The organism is Actinomycetota bacterium (assembly GCA_030018275.1).
Taxonomy (GTDB): domain Bacteria; phylum Actinomycetota; class Aquicultoria; order Subteraquimicrobiales; family Subteraquimicrobiaceae; genus Subteraquimicrobium.
Genome location: JASEGB010000005.1, coordinates 35,956 through 55,922, shown reverse-complemented (window position 1 = coordinate 55,922; position 19,967 = coordinate 35,956). Strand labels below are relative to the sequence as shown.

20 protein-coding genes are annotated in these 19,967 nt (G+C 46.2%); 1 reads left to right on the top strand and 19 read right to left on the bottom strand.

The genetic code is table 11. From position 1 onward, the window contains the following. Window positions 1-28: 28 nt before the first annotated feature. The 17 genes from hypB to QMD66_03090 all read right to left on the bottom strand — a co-directional run bounded on the left by hypB (window position 29) and on the right by QMD66_03090 (window position 15,989). The gene (gene hypB, locus QMD66_03170; protein ID MDI6821864.1) at window positions 29-718 is read right to left on the bottom strand and encodes a hydrogenase nickel incorporation protein HypB; all 690 of its coding nucleotides are present in this window, start codon (window positions 716-718) and stop codon (window positions 29-31) included. 140 nt (window positions 719-858) lie between these two features. Continuing rightward, window positions 859-1,200: a hydrogenase maturation nickel metallochaperone HypA gene (gene hypA / locus QMD66_03165; GenBank protein ID MDI6821863.1), complete on the bottom strand. Its 342-nt coding sequence runs from the start codon at window positions 1,198-1,200 to the stop codon at window positions 859-861. Window positions 1,201-1,328: 128 nt separating this feature from the next. Next, on the bottom strand, window positions 1,329-1,808 hold the full coding sequence (locus QMD66_03160) for a HyaD/HybD family hydrogenase maturation endopeptidase (protein MDI6821862.1): 480 nt from the start codon (window positions 1,806-1,808) through the stop codon (window positions 1,329-1,331). After that, window positions 1,805-2,395: a Ni/Fe-hydrogenase, b-type cytochrome subunit gene (gene cybH, locus QMD66_03155; protein ID MDI6821861.1), complete on the bottom strand. Its 591-nt coding sequence runs from the start codon at window positions 2,393-2,395 to the stop codon at window positions 1,805-1,807. The genes QMD66_03160 and cybH overlap by 4 nt, the downstream gene beginning before the upstream one ends. Window positions 2,396-2,406: 11 nt before the next feature. Next, window positions 2,407-3,969 carry a nickel-dependent hydrogenase large subunit gene (locus QMD66_03150; GenBank protein MDI6821860.1) on the bottom strand — a complete coding sequence of 521 codons (1,563 nt, stop codon included), beginning with the start codon at window positions 3,967-3,969 and terminating at the stop codon, window positions 2,407-2,409. Beyond that, window positions 3,969-5,057, bottom strand: coding sequence for a hydrogenase small subunit (locus tag QMD66_03145; GenBank protein ID MDI6821859.1), 1,089 nt, complete (start codon window positions 5,055-5,057; stop codon window positions 3,969-3,971). Before QMD66_03145 ends, QMD66_03150 begins: the two co-directional genes overlap by 1 nt. Window positions 5,058-5,297: 240 nt before the next feature. Beyond that, window positions 5,298-5,993 (bottom strand): twin-arginine translocase subunit TatC, encoded by a 696-nt coding sequence (gene tatC, locus QMD66_03140; GenBank protein MDI6821858.1) that lies wholly within the window; start codon window positions 5,991-5,993, stop codon window positions 5,298-5,300. A gap of 243 nt (window positions 5,994-6,236) precedes the next feature. Beyond that, window positions 6,237-7,232 (bottom strand): non-homologous end-joining DNA ligase, encoded by a 996-nt coding sequence (gene ligD / locus QMD66_03135; protein MDI6821857.1) that lies wholly within the window; start codon window positions 7,230-7,232, stop codon window positions 6,237-6,239. Window positions 7,233-7,272: 40 nt separating this feature from the next. After that, entirely contained in the window at window positions 7,273-7,872 is a 600-nt protein-coding gene (locus tag QMD66_03130; GenBank protein ID MDI6821856.1) for an archaemetzincin family Zn-dependent metalloprotease, read from the bottom strand. Between the two features lies 1 nt (window position 7,873). Next, a complete protein-coding gene (locus tag QMD66_03125; protein ID MDI6821855.1) occupies window positions 7,874-8,560 on the bottom strand; it encodes a phosphoribosyltransferase in 687 nt (228 codons plus the stop codon). A gap of 156 nt (window positions 8,561-8,716) precedes the next feature. Continuing rightward, window positions 8,717-9,559, bottom strand: a complete 843-nt coding sequence (locus QMD66_03120) for a Ku protein (protein MDI6821854.1) — start codon at window positions 9,557-9,559, stop codon at window positions 8,717-8,719. A gap of 369 nt (window positions 9,560-9,928) precedes the next feature. Then, complete coding sequence (locus tag QMD66_03115) at window positions 9,929-10,357, bottom strand: SoxR reducing system RseC family protein (protein ID MDI6821853.1); 429 nt, start codon at window positions 10,355-10,357, stop codon at window positions 9,929-9,931. Beyond that, on the bottom strand, window positions 10,320-11,732 hold the full coding sequence (locus QMD66_03110) for an amidohydrolase family protein (GenBank protein MDI6821852.1): 1,413 nt from the start codon (window positions 11,730-11,732) through the stop codon (window positions 10,320-10,322). The genes QMD66_03115 and QMD66_03110 overlap by 38 nt, the downstream gene beginning before the upstream one ends. 199 nt (window positions 11,733-11,931) lie before the next feature. After that, window positions 11,932-12,921, bottom strand: a complete 990-nt coding sequence (locus QMD66_03105; protein ID MDI6821851.1) for a polyprenyl synthetase family protein — start codon at window positions 12,919-12,921, stop codon at window positions 11,932-11,934. Window position 12,922: 1 nt separating this feature from the next. Continuing rightward, window positions 12,923-14,671, bottom strand: a complete 1,749-nt coding sequence (locus QMD66_03100) for a TIGR04190 family B12-binding domain/radical SAM domain protein (GenBank protein MDI6821850.1) — start codon at window positions 14,669-14,671, stop codon at window positions 12,923-12,925. Between the two features lie 106 nt (window positions 14,672-14,777). Next, a complete protein-coding gene (locus QMD66_03095; protein MDI6821849.1) occupies window positions 14,778-15,098 on the bottom strand; it encodes a hypothetical protein in 321 nt (106 codons plus the stop codon). A 54-nt stretch (window positions 15,099-15,152) separates the two neighbouring features. Continuing rightward, the gene (locus QMD66_03090; GenBank protein MDI6821848.1) at window positions 15,153-15,989 is read right to left on the bottom strand and encodes a polyprenyl synthetase family protein; all 837 of its coding nucleotides are present in this window, start codon (window positions 15,987-15,989) and stop codon (window positions 15,153-15,155) included. Between the two features lie 91 nt (window positions 15,990-16,080). On the opposite strand from QMD66_03090, the gene QMD66_03085 reads away from it, so the two are divergent. After that, window positions 16,081-17,244, top strand: coding sequence for a geranylgeranyl reductase family protein (locus tag QMD66_03085; GenBank protein ID MDI6821847.1), 1,164 nt, complete (start codon window positions 16,081-16,083; stop codon window positions 17,242-17,244). A 427-nt stretch (window positions 17,245-17,671) separates the two neighbouring features. Here QMD66_03085 and QMD66_03080 read toward each other — a convergent pair whose 3' ends face one another. Both QMD66_03080 and QMD66_03075 read right to left on the bottom strand, forming a co-directional pair. Beyond that, window positions 17,672-18,451 (bottom strand): sigma-70 family RNA polymerase sigma factor, encoded by a 780-nt coding sequence (locus QMD66_03080; protein MDI6821846.1) that lies wholly within the window; start codon window positions 18,449-18,451, stop codon window positions 17,672-17,674. 293 nt (window positions 18,452-18,744) lie between these two features. Further along, on the bottom strand, window positions 18,745-19,967 hold a 1,223-nt coding region (locus QMD66_03075; protein MDI6821845.1), incomplete at its 5' end, for a VCBS repeat-containing protein.

Sequence of the window (19,967 nt, the reverse complement as noted above, 5' to 3'; positions counted from 1 at the left end):
TTTCGAGTTCCGGGTTCCGTGTTCCGCCTTATTCTCTCCCTCCCACGGATCCCCTATGGGTCTGTAGACGTCCGAGCAGGAGCTTATTTTTTAACCAGGTAACCCAATTGTCTATTCCCCGTCCCGTGGTGCAGGAGACTTCAAAAATTTGAAGATTTGCATTTAATTTCGCCGCGGATTCCCTCACTTTTCGAAGGTTAAAATTGGTTTGGTTAAGTAGATCTATTTTATTGAGGACGAGAACGGAGCATAGGGTAAACATCTGAGGATATTTGAGGGGTTTATCATCACCTTCAGGGGTGCTTAAAATCATCAGTTTCAGATCTTCTCCCAGATTGAATTCCGCTGGACAGACGAGATTGCCCACATTTTCGATGATCAATAGATCGATGTCATCCAAATTTAAAAGATTTAGGGCATTCTTGATCATATTGGCATCGAGATGGCAGGCACCACCGGTATTTATCTGGACGGCGGGTGCTCCCTGTTCCTGAATTTTTTCCGCGTCCACCTTCGAGGCGATGTCTCCTTCAATGACCGCCACTTTAAAATCATCCTTTAACCTCTCAAGGGTACGCAAAATAAAACTGGTTTTCCCAGCTCCAGGTGATGACATAATATTGATTACAAAGACCCCTTTATCCTTGAATAATCGGGCATTCTCCCTGGCAATTGCTTCATTGGCTTCGAGGATATTCCGAAGCACTTTTATCTCCATCTTTACCACCCATCAACTGGTTCACTAGTTTGTTTGATCTTTTCCTAGCAAACGAGCCAACCAGCCAACCGATTTATTATAGTTGACATAATTCACGCTTAATAATTCGAGATCACTCATTTATGTCTAGGGCACACAATTTATTCTATCTCGATGCTGGACACGTAAAGCTCTCTTCCCGAAACGATTTCGGTGCTCAATACCTCACACTGGGGACAAATGAAATTATAGTCATTAGCCTCCCGAATTTTCCCACACCTTGGACACTTGACCTTAATTGGCACATTTTCTACTTCAATTTCGGCACCCTCGGCCATGGTATCCTTGCTCAATATCTCAAAGTAGAATCGTATGCATTCATCAACAACGGCGGTCATCTCGCCAATCTTGAGTCTTATCTTTAATATCTTTTTTGCATCCCGCTGTTGGGCTTGCTCCAAGGCAATAGATAGGATATTCTCGGTTATTCCCAGTTCATGCATGACTTCACCGAACACAGAGTTTGTTTAGATATTAACTAAAAGCAATAAGATACGCAAATGCAGCCCCAAGGGCTGCATTTGCCAACGTACCTCTCATTTTGCGTTTTGATTTTTAAATTTTGGATTTTTTATGAGATTTCTTTCAGTATCAACTCGATGATCTCGGTGATTTTTGCCTTAAGTTCCGGTGAGAGCTCCATTCCCCAATCGATTTCTTTGGGCTGAATGCCAAAGATAACCGTTTGGGGACATTTACCCATGCGCTTTGCCATCTCCAGAGCTTCAAGCAATCCAACCTCGTGAGCGGAGGTAAAGTATCTCTTGGGCTTCGCCTTGATATCCTCGGGACGGAATTTAAAGATCGCGCCGGGCTCACGCCCGGCGTCGATGGCGTCGATGACTATGAGTCTGTCGGCGCCTTCGATGAGATAGCCAAGATCAAAGCCGGCAGTGCCTCCATCAATAACCCTCACATTCTTGGGCAAATCCAGCTTCTCCATCTCTCGAATGACATGGACACCTATCCCCTCGTCCTTGAGGAGGATATTTCCCACTCCCACGACAAATATCTGTTCATGAAATTTTGAATCGGCGCTACCCACTCTCACTCTTCCGGTCTAACCCCAAAGAACATATACAGGAACGACTTGAAATCCTCTGCCAAACTTAAGTAGACATGCAGAGCCACGGTGATGATGAATGCCCACATGGTCATGTAATGGATCAGCCTCACGTGTGCCAAACCACCAACCCACACCGTGAACCAGGCAAAGTAGTCAGCCGTGGGACCGTAAAGGGCAAAACCGCTGATCGCCTGAAAGATCAATAGAAGGGGCCAAAGCCAGCCGTAGATCAGCTTCTGGGGGGGATTATACTTCCCCACCTCCGGGTGTTCCCTCTTAATGAATAGATAATAGACGACGATTTTGCCGGTATTCCTGATGTCCCTTGGACGTAAGGCAAATTCATGCCAATCGCGAGCTGCACCCAAAAATGCCCAGTAAATCCGAGCCACCAGGTTGATGAGAACCACATACATGCAGATGAAGTGGACCCACCTCATTATACCCATACCCCCCTCAAAGAAGGGACGATGGATATACCAGCCGGAGATCGCCAATCCACCCATGCATAGCAGGTGTATCCAATGCATTATTCGAGCCGGCAGGGGGTGTTCTTCTACCATTCTAGCCATTTTCGCACCTCCTAGCCGATTTGGAACTTGAGAACTCGGTTAGTCCTTGGTTCAATCACGTGAACCGCACAGGCAATTCACGGATCGAAAGATCTAACCACCCGCACGACGTTGATGGGATTATTTGGATCGGGGACCGGCGTTCCAATGAGAGCCTCTTCGATGGGACCTCTTTGACCCTCCTCATCCCTCGGACAGACATTCCAATTCGTAGCCGCGATGACCTGGTAACGTTTGATCTTCTTACCCTCTATCTGAACACAATGGAGAAGACAGCCTCGAGGAGCTTCCACCATACCTATTCCCTCACCCTTCTCGGGAACGGGCTTATCGTCGCAGACATCGGTATTTCCCGCTTTGAGATTGTCCACCAGCTCATCCAGCCAATCGAGCATGGCTTCGGCTACCATCTTGCACTCCCAGGCTCGAGCGGCGTGGCGAGCCAACGCTGAGGGATGAGCTCCGATTTTGTTCACCAAGTCCATGAATCCCTTATCCTGCGTTATGAGCATCCTGGCGAGGGTATTCACCTCCACCGGTTTACCATCGTATCTCGGAGCCTTTGCAAAGGAATATGCACCCTCCTTATCCAGATCATACACCGTCTTACCCTCCGTTGGATGCAATCCTCCGCAGTCCTCCGTGTACCAAGAGTATTTGACCGCCTCTTTGATCTTGGTGGGATCGAATTCCTTAACCTCGGTTATCTTTCCCTCCATGATCACACCAGACTTGAGGAAACGGTTCTTATAGTCGCCCGATACACCAAGATCGAACATGCCGAAGGATAAGAAGTTGCCGACACCAGCTCCCACCTTCAGTTGATGGATGGGCAGAAGAGGACCGGTTCCCAAGGCAAGGACATCCGCCAAATAGACATTGTTCACGAAATCGATCAAATCCATGAGGTGATATTTGAAAGCGGCGATCATGTCCGGCGTGGGATGGATGGTCACCCCTCCCGGAACCAGACTGCAATAGCAGGGCATCTTTCCACCGAAGATCGTCAACATTTCGTGAGCTTTCTTCCTCTTCTCCAAAGCTTCGAGGTAATGTGCCACAGCCGTGGTCACGATCTCGGGGTCATCAATGCTGAATTCATCGGGTTCATACCTGGGCTTGAGTGGGTATGTATCCTCTACTTCGACCAGTCCAACTACCTTCTCCTTCACCGCCAACAGCTCGGGGTCTTTACCCATATACTTGGCTATAGCCATGACATCCAAGTAGTCCAGGGCTGCAAGGTGATAGAAGTGAAGAATGTGGGACATAACGTAGTTCGAACCAACGATCAAATTGCGGATGATCCTGGCGTTATCGGGTACCTTCGCATCAAAAGCATCATCGAGGTTTTGCGCAGCAGCGAGACCATGGGAGGCCGGGCAGACACCACAAATCCTCTGGGTGACGATCTGGGCATCTCGAGGATCTTTACCCACTAGGAGTTGCTCAAAACCACGAGCCATAGCCCCCGTGCTGTAAGCTTCTTTTACCTTACCATCCTCGACTTCAACTTCGATCTTTAAATGTCCCTCAATCCTGGTTATGGGGTCAATTGTTATCTTTTGTGCCATTACTTCTCACCCCTTTCTGGTGGACCACCTTTGCCAAGGCGTCCAGTGGCTATTTGACCAACCAAGTGGAGACCAATGCCAGCGGCGGTTACAATACCGAGCACTTTGGCGATGGTATCTGCACTGACCTCATAGCCAGCGATTCCAGGGATGCCGATTTCCGGTAATTTCTCGTAAAGAGGTGAAAACTTGGCATAGAACTCGGGCTGAGTACATCCCTGGCAAGGAGCATTGGCATCGATACAGAAATTGGTTCCGGAATTCCACTTCCTCTTGGGACAATCAGCATAGGTGAAGGGACCTTTACACCCCTTTAGTAGTAGGCAGTAATTTGCTTGCTCGGGATCATTGAAGTCTTCGACGAATTTTCCAGCTTCGAACCAGTGTCGCCTGGGACAATTATCATGGATCAGGGTGCCATAAAACTCCTTGGGACGACCATATTTATCAAGACCATCTAACACAGCATCCTTTCCAAAGAGCAGCAGTTTGACCACGGTTCCAATCACCCAATCCGGATGAGCGGGACAACCTGGAATCTTAACGACCGGGGTGCCCAGAATATCCTGCACGCTTGAGGCACCCGTAGTTTCCCGATTGGCTGCGGGGATCCCACCAAATGAAGCACAGGCACCTATGGCGATGACCGCATGAGCATCTTTGGCAACTTTTTTCACCCAATCTACCGCTGAAGTTTCACCGATTTCGCAGAAGCGACCCTCCTCCGCCGTGGGCAAAGCGCCCTCAAAGATGTAGACGTATTTGCCCTTCGCTTCCTCCATGGTGGTCTCAATGGCATTAAGAGCGACATCCCCAGCTGCCGCCATTATATTGGGGTGAAACCTAACGGATAAAATATCCAAGACCAATTCAGCAGGGGTAGGTTCCCGAGAATTGATGAAAGAGACGGTGCAACCAGCGCAACTTTGCCCCTGCATCCATATCACAGGTGGCTTACCCTTCGCCGCTTCCTCAAGAGCTGCAGCAATCTGAGGGACATAAATTTCCGAGAGTCCTAACATTGCGGCGATGCTGGCACAATATTTCAGAAAATCTCTACGGCTTAAGCCCTTAAAAATGCTTTCCACCGATTAAACACCTCCTAAGCTTTGAAGGATGCCAAAATGGCAGCGCCAAGGGCAGTGAACGTGCGAGCACAAACTTTAAAGAATTCGAGACGGGTGATCTTCATCCACACACCTCCCTCTACCTACAGGTTAAAATTGGCCAAAAAGGAAAAGTGGATCCTTTTTCAAAGGCTCCACTTCTAAAATCCTCTTAAATTTATCACCCCCTCAGTGAACATTACTGCTCCAATTGCTAGATTTCTAGAAAAGGCGTGCTAAAAGGATACTTATTTCGTATAATGCTATCATTGGTATGGCCATAACAGCCATAGTTATGGGACTCCAATCGGGAGTAATTATAGCCGCTACAATTAGGATGATGATATATGCCACCCTCCATTGCCTTCTAAGCGCTTGTGGACTCACAACACCCAATTTTACCAAAAATAATATGACTACGGGGGTCTCAAAACCAACTCCACAAGCCAATAGGAATAAAGCCGCGAAAGCGATATACCTATCAAATGTGAGAATCGGTTTTAACAATCCCTCCCCTTGGGCTATCAGCCAATCCACACTCACCGGCAACAGATACATATAACCAAAGACCACACCACAGATAAAGAAGAAAATGAGCAAACATAAAATCGGATATATGAATCTCTTCTCTTTCCTTCTCAATGCTGGAGCCACGAAGGCTAGGAACTCATAGAGTATAATCGGAAACGCAACAAAAACTCCGGCAAAAGCAGCAATACGAAACCTACCAATAAAGGGCTCCATTACAGTTGCGTAATATAACTTGTGCCCCCCCAGTGGTCTGGTGATGAGCCATAGAATTGGTCTCCAAAATGCATAACAGGCACAGGCCGCTATAAAAACCGCAAAGATACAAATAATGAGACGTCTTCGGAGCTCTTCAAGATGTTCAATGAAACTCATTCTCTTTTCAACCACTTGCCAATCCTCCAACCAAACGAATCACTTAGTGCTTCCTGAACATCCCAAAGTTTCCATAATCCCACTTTCAAGCTCCGAAGAATTTTTAAACACTTTATGCTTTTGCCAATTTCCCAGCTAATCCTATTAATGTCCGCTAACTTTTTTAAATTAATGATTTCTAATCCAAACAATTTAATATTCCTCATAATACAATTAGCTGTAATTTCCACGATCAAACAAAAATTCCTTCAAAAAATATCAAATTTTATGAACTTGTTCTCCCTCAGATCCGCCCGACTTTCGACATTCCTCAGCGGGTTTGTCGGGACGAAGCCTTTTGAAACTGGGGTTGCGGAGTTTTCCATCCTTTGTCCAGCCCCTGAACTCCACCTCGCAAACCAAGGATGGTCTGATGAATTGAGTGGGTCGGTCGATCTCCAGCTTGTAAGAAAAGGGGTGTTCACCGGTCCTCAATGCTTCAAGTTGTGACAACAGTCCCTTCAATTTTTCCTCGGTTAATCCCGTGCCAACTTGACCTACGTGAATGAGTTCTCCACCATGATATACTCCCAATATCAGGGAACCAAAAACTTCCTCCCTACGCCCCCGCCCCAGGGTATAACCACAGATCACACAATCCTGCGTCAAAATCCTCTTTATCTTCAGCCAAAGATTAGTCCTTTTACCCTCGATATAAGGGCTATTCGACTCCTTAGCCACTATTCCCTCAAACCCTTGAACTGAGGCTTGCTCGAAAAAATCGATGCCCCTCTCCCAAATGAATCTGGAGAGGATGAGCTTTTCACTCTCGCTTACAGCTTCGGAAAGAATCTTCCTCCTTTCAATCAAGGGAAGCTTAAACAGGGGAGAGCCATCGAAATACAAAATATCAAAGGCGATATAGGTCACGGGTGTGAGTTTTGACAGTATATCGATTCGTGCATCATCCTGCAGCTGCTCCCTTTCCAAAAGCTTCTGGAAATCGGGCTTACCATCTCTTAAGAAGACTATTTCCCCATCGAGGATTGCTTCCCCGCCCCTCAAAGCTAAATGTAAATCATTGAGCTCAGGATAAGAGCGGGTGATATCCCTAAGTTTCCGATTTTGAAGCCCGGTGCCTCCGGTTACACCATCTCTGGGGGCGGTTAAAAAAGCGATACATCTTACACCATCCCATTTGAGTTCAAAAATATGATTGGAGGAATCAAAGGGACGAGCCAATTGGGCGAGCATGGGTTTTATGGAACGCTTCATCCACGAGTTCATTTTCAAGGTTTGGATGTCTGGAAAATTGCTATCGAAGTAAATTCTGAATTGACAAAGTTATAGCGTTTTGACAGGAAGAGCAAAAATTTTCTTCCTTAAAATCAGTATCCATCAAACTATTCGAGAAACACATTACACACTTCGGATCTGAACAATGGGACAAGCCAAAGGTGTGTCCAAGTTCATGAACGGCTTCCTTAATCGCCCTGGTTTTAAGGATATCCTCTCCTGCCTGCCCATTCGGTAGGTGGGCTTGCCCGCTCCCGACGAGTCGGGGTCGGGAGACGCCATAAAACTTGGGTTTCAGTCGGCATAAGGAAATTACGGCGCATCTTCCACGAACCTCAGCCTCGCCAAAGATGAAATTAAGCATGGGAACGTATAAGTCCACCGACGTGACCCCAAGTCCCTTTAAAGCATCCTGAGGTAGAGCTTGCCTCACCTTTCCTAAAATCATCGTGGATTTGTATTGACCCCTCTCTGGATTGTAGGCGTAACGAGGATCGGGTAGAGCAGGGCCAATCTTACAGGGAAAACCAAATTTTTCCTCCAAAACATCCTGTAGAACAGCAAGGACGGAGGAATCGACATCTCCAATGGGAAAAAGATAGAGGTACTTCAGGCGCATATTATTTTCGTCCTTTAACGCCCCGGCTTGTCGGGGCAGGCAGGTTCGTCATTAACCGCTCGGCATTCTCTTTAAGAATTTCGATTACCTCTTCATCCGTCGTCTGGGAGAAATCCAGATAGAACTGTCCAACTGCATAAAAAAACTCTGGAAGGTCGAGACAGATTATCTCGTCAACCTCCCCTTTTAACCGCTCGAAGGTATCTCGCGGGGCCACTGGAATGGCCAGTACTATTTTCCTGGGCTTTTCTTCCCGAATGGCGCTTATGGCAGCTAAAGCTGTGTAGCCGGTGGCCAAACCATCGTCTACCAATATGACCACTTTGTCCTGCAGACTTTTTGCGGGCTTGTCCCCTAAATACTTCTTCCTGCGCCTATTTATCTCCTCTATTTGCCTCTCTACTTCCTCCCCAACATATTCGTCCGGAACACGCAAAGCCTCCTTTAACCCCTCGTTGAGCATTACCTTCCCCTTACCCGCTACGGCTCCTATGGCTAATTCAGGATTTCCAGGGGCGCCTATTTTCCTGGGGATCACCAAATCGAGGGGTGCATTTAGGCCCTTAGCTACTTCACTGGCCACAACCACTCCCCCACGGGGAATTGCCACGACCACGACATTCTGCTGTTTATAATGGATTAGGCGCTGTGAAAGTTCTCTTCCAGCCTCACGACGATTGGTAAACATAGTTCATAGCTCCAAATTAATACTCGTAACCCTGTAAATAGCTATGCCAATTTCGCATTGCAAAAATAAGCCCAAAGCAAACCGAAACTCAAGAGCGCCCCTTTGAGCATTTCGAATTGAAAATATGACCTACCCGCCACTTCAATAATGGAGAGTTTAAGCGCTTTCGGTATTGAGGCCACCTGCTTTTTTCCTCTTCCCCTTGGCCTGCCCACTTGTTGCCTTGCGCTGCAGGCGGGTTCTCTCGATACTCTCCTTGAGGGCTTCCATCAAACTTATTACTTTTTCCTCCTCGGGGACGACGGGAATTGCCACCTCTTTTCCTTCAATCTTTTGCTTCACTATATCGAGAAGTGCTTTCCTGTACTCATCGGTATATTTATTGGGATCGAACTCCGCAGCTAAGTTTGTGATCAGACTTTCCGCCATTTGAAGCTCCTTCTCATGGGACCTGACTTCTTTTCGGAACTCAGTAAAGACGCCTTCCGATCTTATCTCATCGGGATAAAACATGGTTTCAAGGACCAACACCTTGTTCTTAGCCCTAACCGTCGCCAGATGTTGTTTATCCTGAACAACCACCCTGGCCATGGCAACCATCCTCTTTCTCTCCATGGCTTCCCGAAGGAGATTATACGCCCTTAAACTCGTCTCCTCCGGAATGAGATAATAGGATTTGTCGAAATAGATGGGGTCTATTTCTTCTAAATGTACAAAGTCCATAATTTCCACGGTTTTGGTGAGTTCCAAGGGAATGGCCGCAAAATCTTCATCGTACAAAACAACATATTTGCCCCTCTCATACTCGTAACCTCGCACGGTATCCTCCCAGGGTACATCCACTCCGCATCTGGGACATTTTCGAATGTACTCTAGTGGGGTCTTGCATTGTCTGTGGAGATAATTAAATTTCAGACTTTTTCTCGCTGTCGCCTTATACAACTTCACCGGGATGGTCACGAGCCCAAAACTTATGGCACCCTTCCAAATCGCACGCATCTTTATCACCTTCCCAGAACTCAAGCACTTCGCCTTAAGAAAATTATAGCACCTAAATGATTGATATATTAATCCTCGAGTAACAATAACCAATTACCCACTTATCACCTACGCGGTGGGAAGAACAGTGCTATTTCACTAATTTAAAAATCGGCGGCAGTTTAAAACCCTTTAGAGGGCTCAAGGATTTTGAAGATAGGGCAGCATCCAGGCGATGACGGAGAATATAAAGGCTAAGGCAACGATGAGCGCAATCAACTTTATCACAAAAGAGGCTTGTCTCTTATTTAATAGCATTGACCGCTGCCTCCAATTGTTGTTCACAGTTCACAGTCCACCGTTCCCATTCACCGAAAATAAATTAACCCTTTAACTCCTAACTATCCCTGTAACCACTGGTTGGATTTGCTTGCTCAATGCCGCTCGTCTATCAATCATCCGAATGATCAAATAGGAAAAGCCCAAAAAGATGAAGCCAGAAAGTATACCAACCTCTTGCGAATAGGTGGGCTTTTGAAGAAAGGTGACCAAGGTACTCCCGATAAAGTATCCTATTATGAGAAAGACCACGGGGATGATATAAAGAACCAAAGCCACGGTGAGGAAGATTTTGGATTCGATTTCCAGATTTACTTTTTCTCCTACCTTCGCTTGGGCATCGTTCCTCGCTTCGGCAAGCATTTTGTTTGTGCCCAACATCTGGTAACAAACACCACATCTTTCACATGCTGGCGAGCGCTCAACCTCGACGATGGCCAGATCATCTTTTACCTCTACTACCGTGCCCACTTCCTGCATGCTTGCCATACCCCCTGGATTCTAAGGAGCGTCCCTTGAGTTTCTTTCGTATCGGCTCGGTACACGCCAAAATCTCCTCTTGGTCTAGTATGGAATATCCATTCTTCTCGTATAAAACTTTGCCGCCGACCATGGTAAAAATTACATTCTCCTGATTTGTGGTGTACACCAGGGCTGAATATGGATCATTTACCGGAATTTGGTGGCTGTGGGAGATATCCACAGCTATTATATCCGCTTGCTTGCCCTCCTCCAGGGAACCGATTTCTCCCTCCATCTTCAGAACCTCGGCTCCACCCAGGGTGGCCATCCTAACGAATTGTTCCGCTGAAAAGCCCTCCACGGATTCGGATGCCCCTCTTTGCAAGAGCAAACCCGTTCTCATTTCATCGAATATATCCATGGTATTATTGCTGGCAGGGCTATCCGTGCCTATGCCCACTCTCAAACCACAACGTATGAAATCCCTTAAGGGAGCGATTCCCATCCCCAGCTTTGCACTACACTTTGGACAATGAGCGATGGCCACATCGTACTTCCTCAAAATATCGATATCCCTCTCACCCACTTGAATGCAGTGGACGGCGATGACCTCTCCCTCAAAGACATCCCACTGTTCTACATATTTAACGGGACTTACCCCCATGGGTTGCCATAAAAGATCGCTCCATCCCATCAAATCCCTATACGTCGTAGCCAGCAAACTTGAACCATACATTATAAAGGAATATTCATCGGGAGATCCTGCAAGGTGCAGGCAAAGGGGGATATCTTCTTTCCTCGCCCAATCACTTACCGCCTTGAAAAGTGGAGGAGCAACGGTATAGACCCCCAAGGGAGAAACACCTATCTTAAGATGACTGTTTTGGGATTGCTCTAGCCATGAATGGACATTTCGTCGGGCACAGGATACTACCTCATCGATCTTGGAATGATCCATCCCGGAAACCTCGCAGAAGATGGCACCTCGAAGCCCAGCCAGTAACGCGGTGGAAAGGCTTGCCCCCGTGGATGATATATCTGCGATGCAAGTGATCCCGGATTGAATGGCCTCCAAAGTTCCCAACTGGGCCGATGATATCCAATCCGAATCCGAAAGTTTTTTGCTCTTCTTGGTGACCTGTATCTTCCAAAGAGCAAAGGGTAAATCGTCACACATGCCCCGAAAGACGCTGTACTCCAAGTGCGTATGGGTATCGACAAAGCCAGGTAAAAGTATGGCTTTACCGAAATCGATAACCGTCTCCTTTGGATGAGTCTTTATCAAATCCCTTTTACGACCGACGGCCTTTATTTTGTCCTTAGATATCAAAATGGCTCCATTTTCGATAGGATCGCTGGTGATGGGTAAAACCCACTTTGCTGCCAATAACATCTCATTCACCCTTAATTAGTTCACAGTTCACCGTTCACAGTTTATTTTATTGTATCAAAAAAGTTTAAGCTATAAGCCCTTAAATTGGGCTATTAACGAGTTTGGTTTGCACTTTATACATTCGAGGCACTTCACCCCGACCATGATGTTAACCCATCTTGTTAATAATACACTTTTATCTTGTATCTTGTATCCTGTATCACTGGTATCTATCAACCACAAAGTATCCGATGGATAATAGATTCCTTCGTGTCTCTTCGCTGGATATTGAAGAGAGAGCATCTATGGCTTTCTCGACGTACTTGTTGGCTTCTTCCCTGGTGCGAAGCAAAGCCCTTGTGCCATGGATAATTTGGATGGCCTTCTCTATTTCACCCTCCGTTGAATTCCCGCCACTAATGACCCGGCACAAATGTGAGTTGAGTTCCGTCTCCTCCAAAGCAAAGAGGATGGGCATGGTGATCGTCCCACCTCGTAAGTCAGCCCCAATGGGCTTTCCCAAGGACCCCTTCTCAGCCGATAAATCGAGCAAATCATCAAAGATCTGAAAAGCCATTCCGAGGTTCTCCCCATAGATTTTTAAAGCCTCGATATCCTCCTCCCTCGCTCCCGAGATCGATCCTCCAAGCTGGCAAGAGGCTGAAAAGAGGGTAGCGGTCTTATTCCTTACCACTGTCAAATAATCATCGATGGTTTGGGCGAGACTGTGGGCCGTCTCCATCTGATGTAGCTCCCCCAAGCTCAGATCCAAGACGGTTTGAGACATGATATCCATCGCCCGCGAATTATCAAGTTTTGAGAGGAGAACAAAGGCGGTGGCGAACAAAAAATCCCCCGTAGCCGTGGCAATATGAGATCCCCAGGTAAAATTTATGGTGGGCACGCCTCTCCTCATCTCAGCACCATCCACAATGTCATCGTGGACGAGGGAAGCCATGTGAATGAGTTCCACAGCAATGGCTGCTGGCATGAGTTTTTTGAGGTCGTAGTGTTTCATCGCACCCGAAATGAGTACCAAGGCCGGTCGAAGCCTCTTTCCCCCAGCCTCCAGGATAACGAGCGAAGATTGAGCTAACCGCCCATCTCCAGAGGAAACTATTTGGATCAGTTTCTCCTCCACCCTTTTAAGGTCGTTTTTAATTTTTGGGGATATATTAATTTTATGGCTCTTGACTTCACTCGCCTCCATTTTATTTATTCTTCGCATGGGAAGAATTGGCTCTCGCAAACTTCGGCGCCAAGAGGGTTCGAATTATATTTAGTACGCGGAAGTTGAATACCTGGGTAGGCCACTCCAATTCCCTCTTCTCACACACGGTCGAAACACTAACTTTATCTAATTCTCCCTTTAATTCTCGTAACCTTCTCTCTCTGACCACTTCATTTTCAATGGACACAATATCATCTATTTTCCTCATAACCTCTTGTGCTCTTAAAATCCTGACCTCGGTCTCCTGCGCGGTTTTAAAATCCACGGCTCCATATTTCGCTTTTAATCTATTTAACCCTAAAGCGGCTTGATAGGTGCTTTCAACCTGCTCATTCCGGGTCATCCACTTGGTTTCATAATTGAGAATATATTTCCAGCTTGGCTGGGTTAGAGCTTGTCTGTGCTCCTCTAGCGTTTTACAGGAGAGACTGTATCCGTAGGAATCTGGATTTTCAAAGGCTTTACTTCCTGGGTCAAGGAAGGGAGCCATGGGGGATATGAATGGAAGTAACCTCTTATCTCCATCGAGTTTCCGATAAAGCTGATCGCAGTATTCGACTGTGTCCAAAACGGATTGAGCGGTTTGCTTTGGTAAGCCAGTCATAAAATAAAGATCGAATCTTTCACAGCCATTATTTAAAGCATATTTAATACTTGCCTCCACAGCCTCATTGGAGTAGATTTTTCCAATGGTTCTTCGCACCTCTCCATCGTGGGACTCCATGGAAATCTCGATGCTGTAGTGGGGCAAGGCCTCTTTTAGGCTTGCCAAGAAATCCTTTGGAGGTGGGGTAAAAAATTCAAAGGCAACTTGATTTATTATCCTGTGCTTTTTCAGCTCCGATAGAAACTTGTGGGCATAATCGTCGCCCGCCTGCCGTATATCTCCCACAACAAAAATGGGTCCTTTCAGGTGCCTTTGAATAGTTTCAATATCTCGAGCCAGGAGTTTTGGATCTCTAAAAGCTGTCCGATTTCGCTTGAAAATTTTTCTGAAAGTGGTCGCCGAGCCTCCACATGTTACGCAATTTTTGGTGCAACCTCTACAAGTAAGCGCAGCAGTTATGGGGTACTTCAGCCAATTTTCAAAAGGTACATGACCTATTAAATCTTGGTACCTTACCACCAACCGCATCACATGACTATAGCCTAGGCTTATATGATTGATATCGTTTGGAACATAAGTGATGGGATTCGACTTTATCTCTCCCCCATCCTTCCATGTTAGATTGGGAATGGCCTCAGGGTTTCCCCCATTCTTAATACATTCTATGAGCAGGCGTAAGGGTTCTTCCGTGGAATCGCCCTTAACAACAAAATCAACTTCGGGATAGCGGATGAGTTCGTCGTGAAAATAGGTGGCGGAAAAACCTCCGAAAATTACGGGAATATACGGATGGTGCTTCTTAACAATCTTTGCTATCTCCAAACTTCCGTGAGCATGAGGGAGCCAGTGAAGATCTATTCCGAAAGCGTGAGCACTGAGAGATTTTATCAATTTCTGGACATCAAAACGGGGGCTCTTCATCATCCTGACCCCTATGTTTATTATTCGAACCGATAAACCATGTCTCTCCAAATATTCAGCAATGGTGGCGAAGCCAATGGGATACATTTCAAAAATCGGACTTGAGGGCACTACATCGCTTACTGGTCCATACATTATGGATATTTTCCGAAAATCATAGACGCTTGGTGCGTGAAGTAAAATTAAATCCGGTTTTGCCATGGATTTTATCCCTTCAAAATCAAGTGAAAACAATCACTAGTTTCAGATTTTAATACAAATAATTTACCTTTAAAAGAGAGAATAAATGGAGTCGAGACAGATATAATTAAAATTGAAAGAGCAACCAGAGAAGAATGAGAAAGAGAACAACCAAAAGACCCAAAAGGAAATAAAAGAAAAACCACCGAAGCATATATCCCCTGGGCCGCACCACTTGAGTAGTGGATCTTTCCTCTACTTCGGGAGGTAGCTTCTCCCCAGATTCACCGTGCCCTTTTACCATTTCGGATTTTTGAGATGCTTCTGTATCCTCATGTAGTATGGTTACTTCCGGCGAAAGCTGGTTACCACAGACAAAACAATACCGCCTATTCTTTGGATTATCCACGCCACACACAAGACACTGCAACTTTCCATCCCCGGGCAATCAAGCGCCCCAAAATGCCCATTTTCAATAAATAGTCTACTTTAAAATAGCATTTCAAACAAGGAATGTATCGATCACATGATGGAGAAAGTCACGATATGGATTATCGGGGAGAACCCTTAAGAATTCCCGGGCTCGTTCACAGAAGGATCTTGCCTCCTCCATGAGCTTCAAACTCTCCTGCTCGGGAAACCGGTACATCTCCTTAACCAACTCGCAAACTAAACCAGCATTTTGACCGAAATAGGTAAAAGCCACTATCATTTCTTCACTACATTCGGCGAGCAATGCCCCCAAATGACAAGAGGCAACCTGAAGGGAAGCCTTTTTCCTGAGCTTCTCATAAAATCTCTCCCAATCCCTTACTCTCCTCAGGCCCTCACCCTGTCCAATGGGCCAGCCAGGGAGGACTTCCCCCTCAGCGATGTTGGCGATAGCCTCAGCTAAAATTCTTATGACTCGGCTATCACCCAGTGCGGAGACCAAAGTCAAGGCTTTAGCATAGTAGTAATCGCCGCATATTAGAGCCAAATTATCTTCGGGTTTCGGGTTTAGGGTTTCGGGTTGAGCTCGTCGCTGGTCTATATTGGTACCCGCATAGTGCTTTCTGACGGCTAAATCCAATAGCTCCAGAGCAACAGCAACGGGTTTAAGCTTTCGAAAATTATACCGCCCGAATTTTGCGGAGATCAGTAATAGGGGAGTTAAAATGAATCGCCGGTTGGATCTGCCCTGTCCTTTGAAAGCGTTATGACCCGCGGAAGTCCTAACTAAACTGTCGGGCAGACTGACCTCCCTCTCAAATTCCTTTTTTACCACCCTTATGTCCCTCTCTAAATCAGCCAAAATTCTTATCATTTCACCCTTTAATTCGATATAAAACTCAAACATCCTTTAGCTACTGACAGTTTTAACACGCCTGAGAATATGATAAGCTACAATCATTTAAATCACTCGCTTTCCCGTGAGAGGGGATGAATTCATGGATTTTGAGGTTGCCATCGTAGGCGCAGGACCTGGTGGTTCCTCAGCTGCATATTACCTCTCCAAACTCCGTCACAAGGTTTTACTCGTGGATAAATGCCAATTCCCTCGGGATAAGGCTTGTGGTGATGGTATCTCCCCCCGGGCGGTGGAGATTCTAAAAGATATGGGATTGCTCCCCGAAATCGAGGGGAAATTCAAAAGAACTAGAGGTGTAAGGATATTTGCCACCAAAGGTGGTTGCATGGAAGCAAATTGGCCTCATGTGAAAAAATACCCTCACTATGGCTTCATCATTCCCAGAATAGAATTGGATGATATCTTACGCAGGCATGCCATCCGCGCCGGAGCCGAATTTTGGGATAATTGCCTGGTCATCGAACCGTTACTTGAAAATGGTAAAGTCATAGGAGTTAGAGCAAAACGCAATGGACGGCACTTAAAGATTTATTCCTCGTTCGTCATCGCCGCCGACGGTGCACATTCAAGGGTGGGGAGAAGCTTAAGACTTCTGAAAAGAAAACCCCGAAGCATCGGTGTAGCCATAAGGGCATATTATCAAGGCATAGAAGATGATGATTTCATGGAAATCTATGGCGAGGATTGCATCCTGCCCGCCTTCGGTTGGATATTCCCTGCGGGCAACGGGATAGCCAATGTTGGCGTCGGTGCTCTTATCGACGATGTAAAGAAACACCAATTAAATCTCTCTTACGTTCTCTCCAACTTCATACACAATAGTGCTCACGCACGAAAGAAATTGACCAAGGCAATACCCCTGGATTCGCCCAAAGGTGATGTTCTCCGCTTGGGATGGGAAGCCTCCGAAGTCGCTACCAATGGAGTCTTGCTAGTAGGAGATGCAGCAAGTCTAGTGAATCCTTTCACTGGTGAGGGAGTGACATATGCCCTCGAAAGCGGAAAGCTAGCCGCAGAGGTAATCGATGAGGCTCTGAGCTCAGGTGACCCAACAATCCTATTCAAATACAAAGATCTGATTCGCCGCAGATACGGTTTTTACTTCCGTATGGGCACCATCTTTGTGAAGTGGATAAGCAAACCCCCTCTCATGAACCTGGGCATCGGTTTAGCCTCAAAGAATCAAAAGCTTGCTCAATTTTCTCTTCGAGTCCTTGCCAACCTCCTAACCAAAGTAGTGTAACTCAGCCCCTTTTCTTGAGCAATTTCCTTAATTTTTTACATCCTGGGAATCCAAACGAAAAGTGACTTGGGTTTTCTGGGGTCGAATGAACTTTACCTGAGCTTCCACTGTATCGTGAACAAACTCAGTAAAATCATGCTTCTCCCAAAATTCTCTTATTTCTTCAATTGTTTTTAATTTAGGTATTTTTTCCATAGTACTTATTTTCCTCTCTTCTGATAGTATCTTCGCTCCTTATCTGTCATATCTCGAGCTGTGATAACCATAGCCTCACCGCGCCTTTTTGTAAAAGCAATAACAATAAAAAGACCTTCCCTTCTCCTTTCATATGTTCCCTCAGATAAGCGTAGCGCGCGGGTTCATCCCACCGCAAAATTGGTCGGGGATAAACCCCGAGGTACAATCACCATCGCAGATTTATAGCAAATCAGCCGATGTGATTTCGACTTTCGACCACCGACTTGAGCTTCGAGAGGGAACTTTGAAGCAGGCGTGAGACGTGGCGTTGGGAAATTCCAATCCTTTTGGCGATCTGACTTTGGGTTAAGTCCTCGAAGAAGAAGTAGTAGATGATCTTTCGCTTGAGTTCACTCAATTGCATTAGGGCATCGAAGAGGACTATTTTATCCTCGATGGGGAAATCCCGATCGATATGGAGACGGGATCTTATCTGATCTATGAGAAATTCACTATCCTTGGAGTCAAAGATAGGTGGAAGTTCCATTGGCTGGCGAAAATGCCTGGTTTTAAGGGCTGCCAAGAGTTTTTCCTCGGTTATGCCCACTTCCCCGGCAATCTCACTTACCGTGGGAAGGCGGTGGAGACGTTGGGAAAGGACTTCAATAGCTTGATTTATTTGCCAGTTTAAGCTTTGAGCCCAGCGGGGCTCGCGCATGAGTGACGATTTATCCCTGAGATAATGTCTTATTTCACCGGAAATTTTATGGGTGGCATAGGTGGAGAATTTGACCCCACGCTTGGGATCGAAATCATTTACCGCATTTATCAAACCTATGTATCCTACCTGAATCAGATCCTCGAGAGACTCGCTTTCGGTAGCAAACTTGCGGGCGATGAAGGGGACCAAATTTAGATATCTCCGAATGATTTCTTCCATGATCTCAGGATTCCCTGTGGCTTTAAACTCCGAAAATAGCTCATCCAAATCTACTTCAGATTTTTTGGAATGTGCTTTGGCGGCTCTCATCGATAATTGCGCCCCTTCTTAAGTCAAAACGTGCACACTCTATTTATCGTCAGGGCGCAAAAAAGCTTTAGATGAGCTAGTAAAGTTGATTTTTCCAATCATCAAGAAACGTCCCTAAACTTAAAGATCTCCAGCGATTACGTTCAATTTATTAACAGAGCCCCTTTCCAAATAAATCATGTGCCATAAAAGTACGGATAGGTGACTGAAAAATTGTCCACAAGAGGCGCATGACAGGAAGGGCTATCTGGCAAAAATTTACTCACATGATCAGCTTTTCATAGATGGCCTCATTAGTAATTGGAATAATACCTTGGATAATCTGTGCCGCTGTGACACCCTCCGCTGGCTGAGCAACCACCAGCCGCATCTGTGGTAAGATTTCCACCATCAGAGTAATGGATATATCCACTTCTCTGAAAGTGATAGTAATCGGTACCATGCATCACATTCTGATGACAATACTCTGTGCAGTTGAATCCTCGTTGGATATGATAGGCGTGTTCAAATCTAGTGTTGGTAGCTGTAGTGCTCTTTCCATAACCGTCGTTGTAATAGGTGTCCCAATTATGGCAGAAGAAACACACATCTGACGAGGATGCACTGCCTGAGGAGGTGTCGGCATTTGCAATGAGGATATGATTGAGACCCGAACCGTGAGGTCCCTGGGCATAAGAACTTAGGGAATAACTATCGTTTCCGTGGCATCCATAAGTTTCAAACCCCCCCGAAGTATTTCTACTACCACTGCAGGATATTTTCCCACTGCTGGCGCTGTAATCAGCATCATCCCCCGCAGTGGGGTTCCAGGGTGTACCTTGTACAAAGGCTCCGTCTCTTATGCCCAAATTCTTCCCAGTATTTGCTACCGGATGCCAGGCATTCTTCGTCCCCCCATTGAACTCATCTGCTTTGTTTGTATGTCCTGTAAGTCCACCATTATAGTTAGAATGGCATTTAAAGCAGATTTCATATTGATAGCTAGCTGGATTAATGGGAGTTGCTCCATCCTTCTGTACTCCACCAACTCCCTGAATTTCATTAGAAGATGTCGCGCTGTGAGGATTGTGACAATCCACACACTCCGCATGCTTATTACTCTCACCAAGGTCAGTGGAAGTTTCAGTATCCTTATGAGCATTGCTTATAGTTAATGTGGGATGCGACTGATACGCTCCGGTATCTTTATAAGCATAGCTTATGCCAGCATACTCGCCGATTAATAAATCACGGTCACCATCATTGTCCAAATCAGCGAGGGCAGGTGCTGCGTCACTTCCGACATCCGGTGCGTTCCAGGCGGAGTTAGCTGTCCAGGTGGGACTAGTTGCACTTCCGGTGTTCTTGTAGGCGTAGCTTATGCCACTTGTTTCGCCAATTAGTAGGTCATAATCACCATCGTTATCCAAGTCGGCGAAGGCTGGTACTGCGTAGGTGCCCACATCTGGAGCATTCCAGGTGGAGTTAGCTGTCCAGGTGGGACTAGTTGCACTTCCGGTGTTCTTGTAGGCGTAGC

What these genes read in the sequence shown, in the direction of transcription:
- QMD66_03115 (MDI6821853.1), bottom strand. Translation starts at nt 10,357, where the DNA reads ATGCAGGAAGTGGGCACGGTAGTAGAGGTAAAAGATGATCTGGCCATC.
- QMD66_03125 (MDI6821855.1), bottom strand. Translation starts at nt 8,560, where the DNA reads ATGTTTACCAATCGTCGTGAGGCTGGAAGAGAACTTTCACAGCGCCTA.
- QMD66_03080 (MDI6821846.1), bottom strand. Translation starts at nt 18,451, where the DNA reads ATGAGAGCCGCCAAAGCACATTCCAAAAAATCTGAAGTAGATTTGGAT.
- QMD66_03110 (MDI6821852.1), bottom strand. Translation starts at nt 11,732, where the DNA reads ATGTTATTGGCAGCAAAGTGGGTTTTACCCATCACCAGCGATCCTATC.
- QMD66_03130 (MDI6821856.1), bottom strand. Translation starts at nt 7,872, where the DNA reads ATGCGCCTGAAGTACCTCTATCTTTTTCCCATTGGAGATGTCGATTCC.
- QMD66_03100 (MDI6821850.1), bottom strand. Translation starts at nt 14,671, where the DNA reads ATGGCAAAACCGGATTTAATTTTACTTCACGCACCAAGCGTCTATGAT.
- QMD66_03120 (MDI6821854.1), bottom strand. Translation starts at nt 9,559, where the DNA reads ATGCGTGCGATTTGGAAGGGTGCCATAAGTTTTGGGCTCGTGACCATC.
- QMD66_03090 (MDI6821848.1), bottom strand. Translation starts at nt 15,989, where the DNA reads ATGTTTGAGTTTTATATCGAATTAAAGGGTGAAATGATAAGAATTTTG.
- cybH (MDI6821861.1), bottom strand. Translation starts at nt 2,395, where the DNA reads ATGGCTAGAATGGTAGAAGAACACCCCCTGCCGGCTCGAATAATGCAT.
- hypA (MDI6821863.1), bottom strand. Translation starts at nt 1,200, where the DNA reads ATGCATGAACTGGGAATAACCGAGAATATCCTATCTATTGCCTTGGAG.
- hypB (MDI6821864.1), bottom strand. Translation starts at nt 718, where the DNA reads ATGGAGATAAAAGTGCTTCGGAATATCCTCGAAGCCAATGAAGCAATT.
- ligD (MDI6821857.1), bottom strand. Translation starts at nt 7,232, where the DNA reads ATGAAGCGTTCCATAAAACCCATGCTCGCCCAATTGGCTCGTCCCTTT.
- QMD66_03085 (MDI6821847.1), top strand. Translation starts at nt 16,081, where the DNA reads ATGGATTTTGAGGTTGCCATCGTAGGCGCAGGACCTGGTGGTTCCTCA.
- QMD66_03105 (MDI6821851.1), bottom strand. Translation starts at nt 12,921, where the DNA reads ATGGAGGCGAGTGAAGTCAAGAGCCATAAAATTAATATATCCCCAAAA.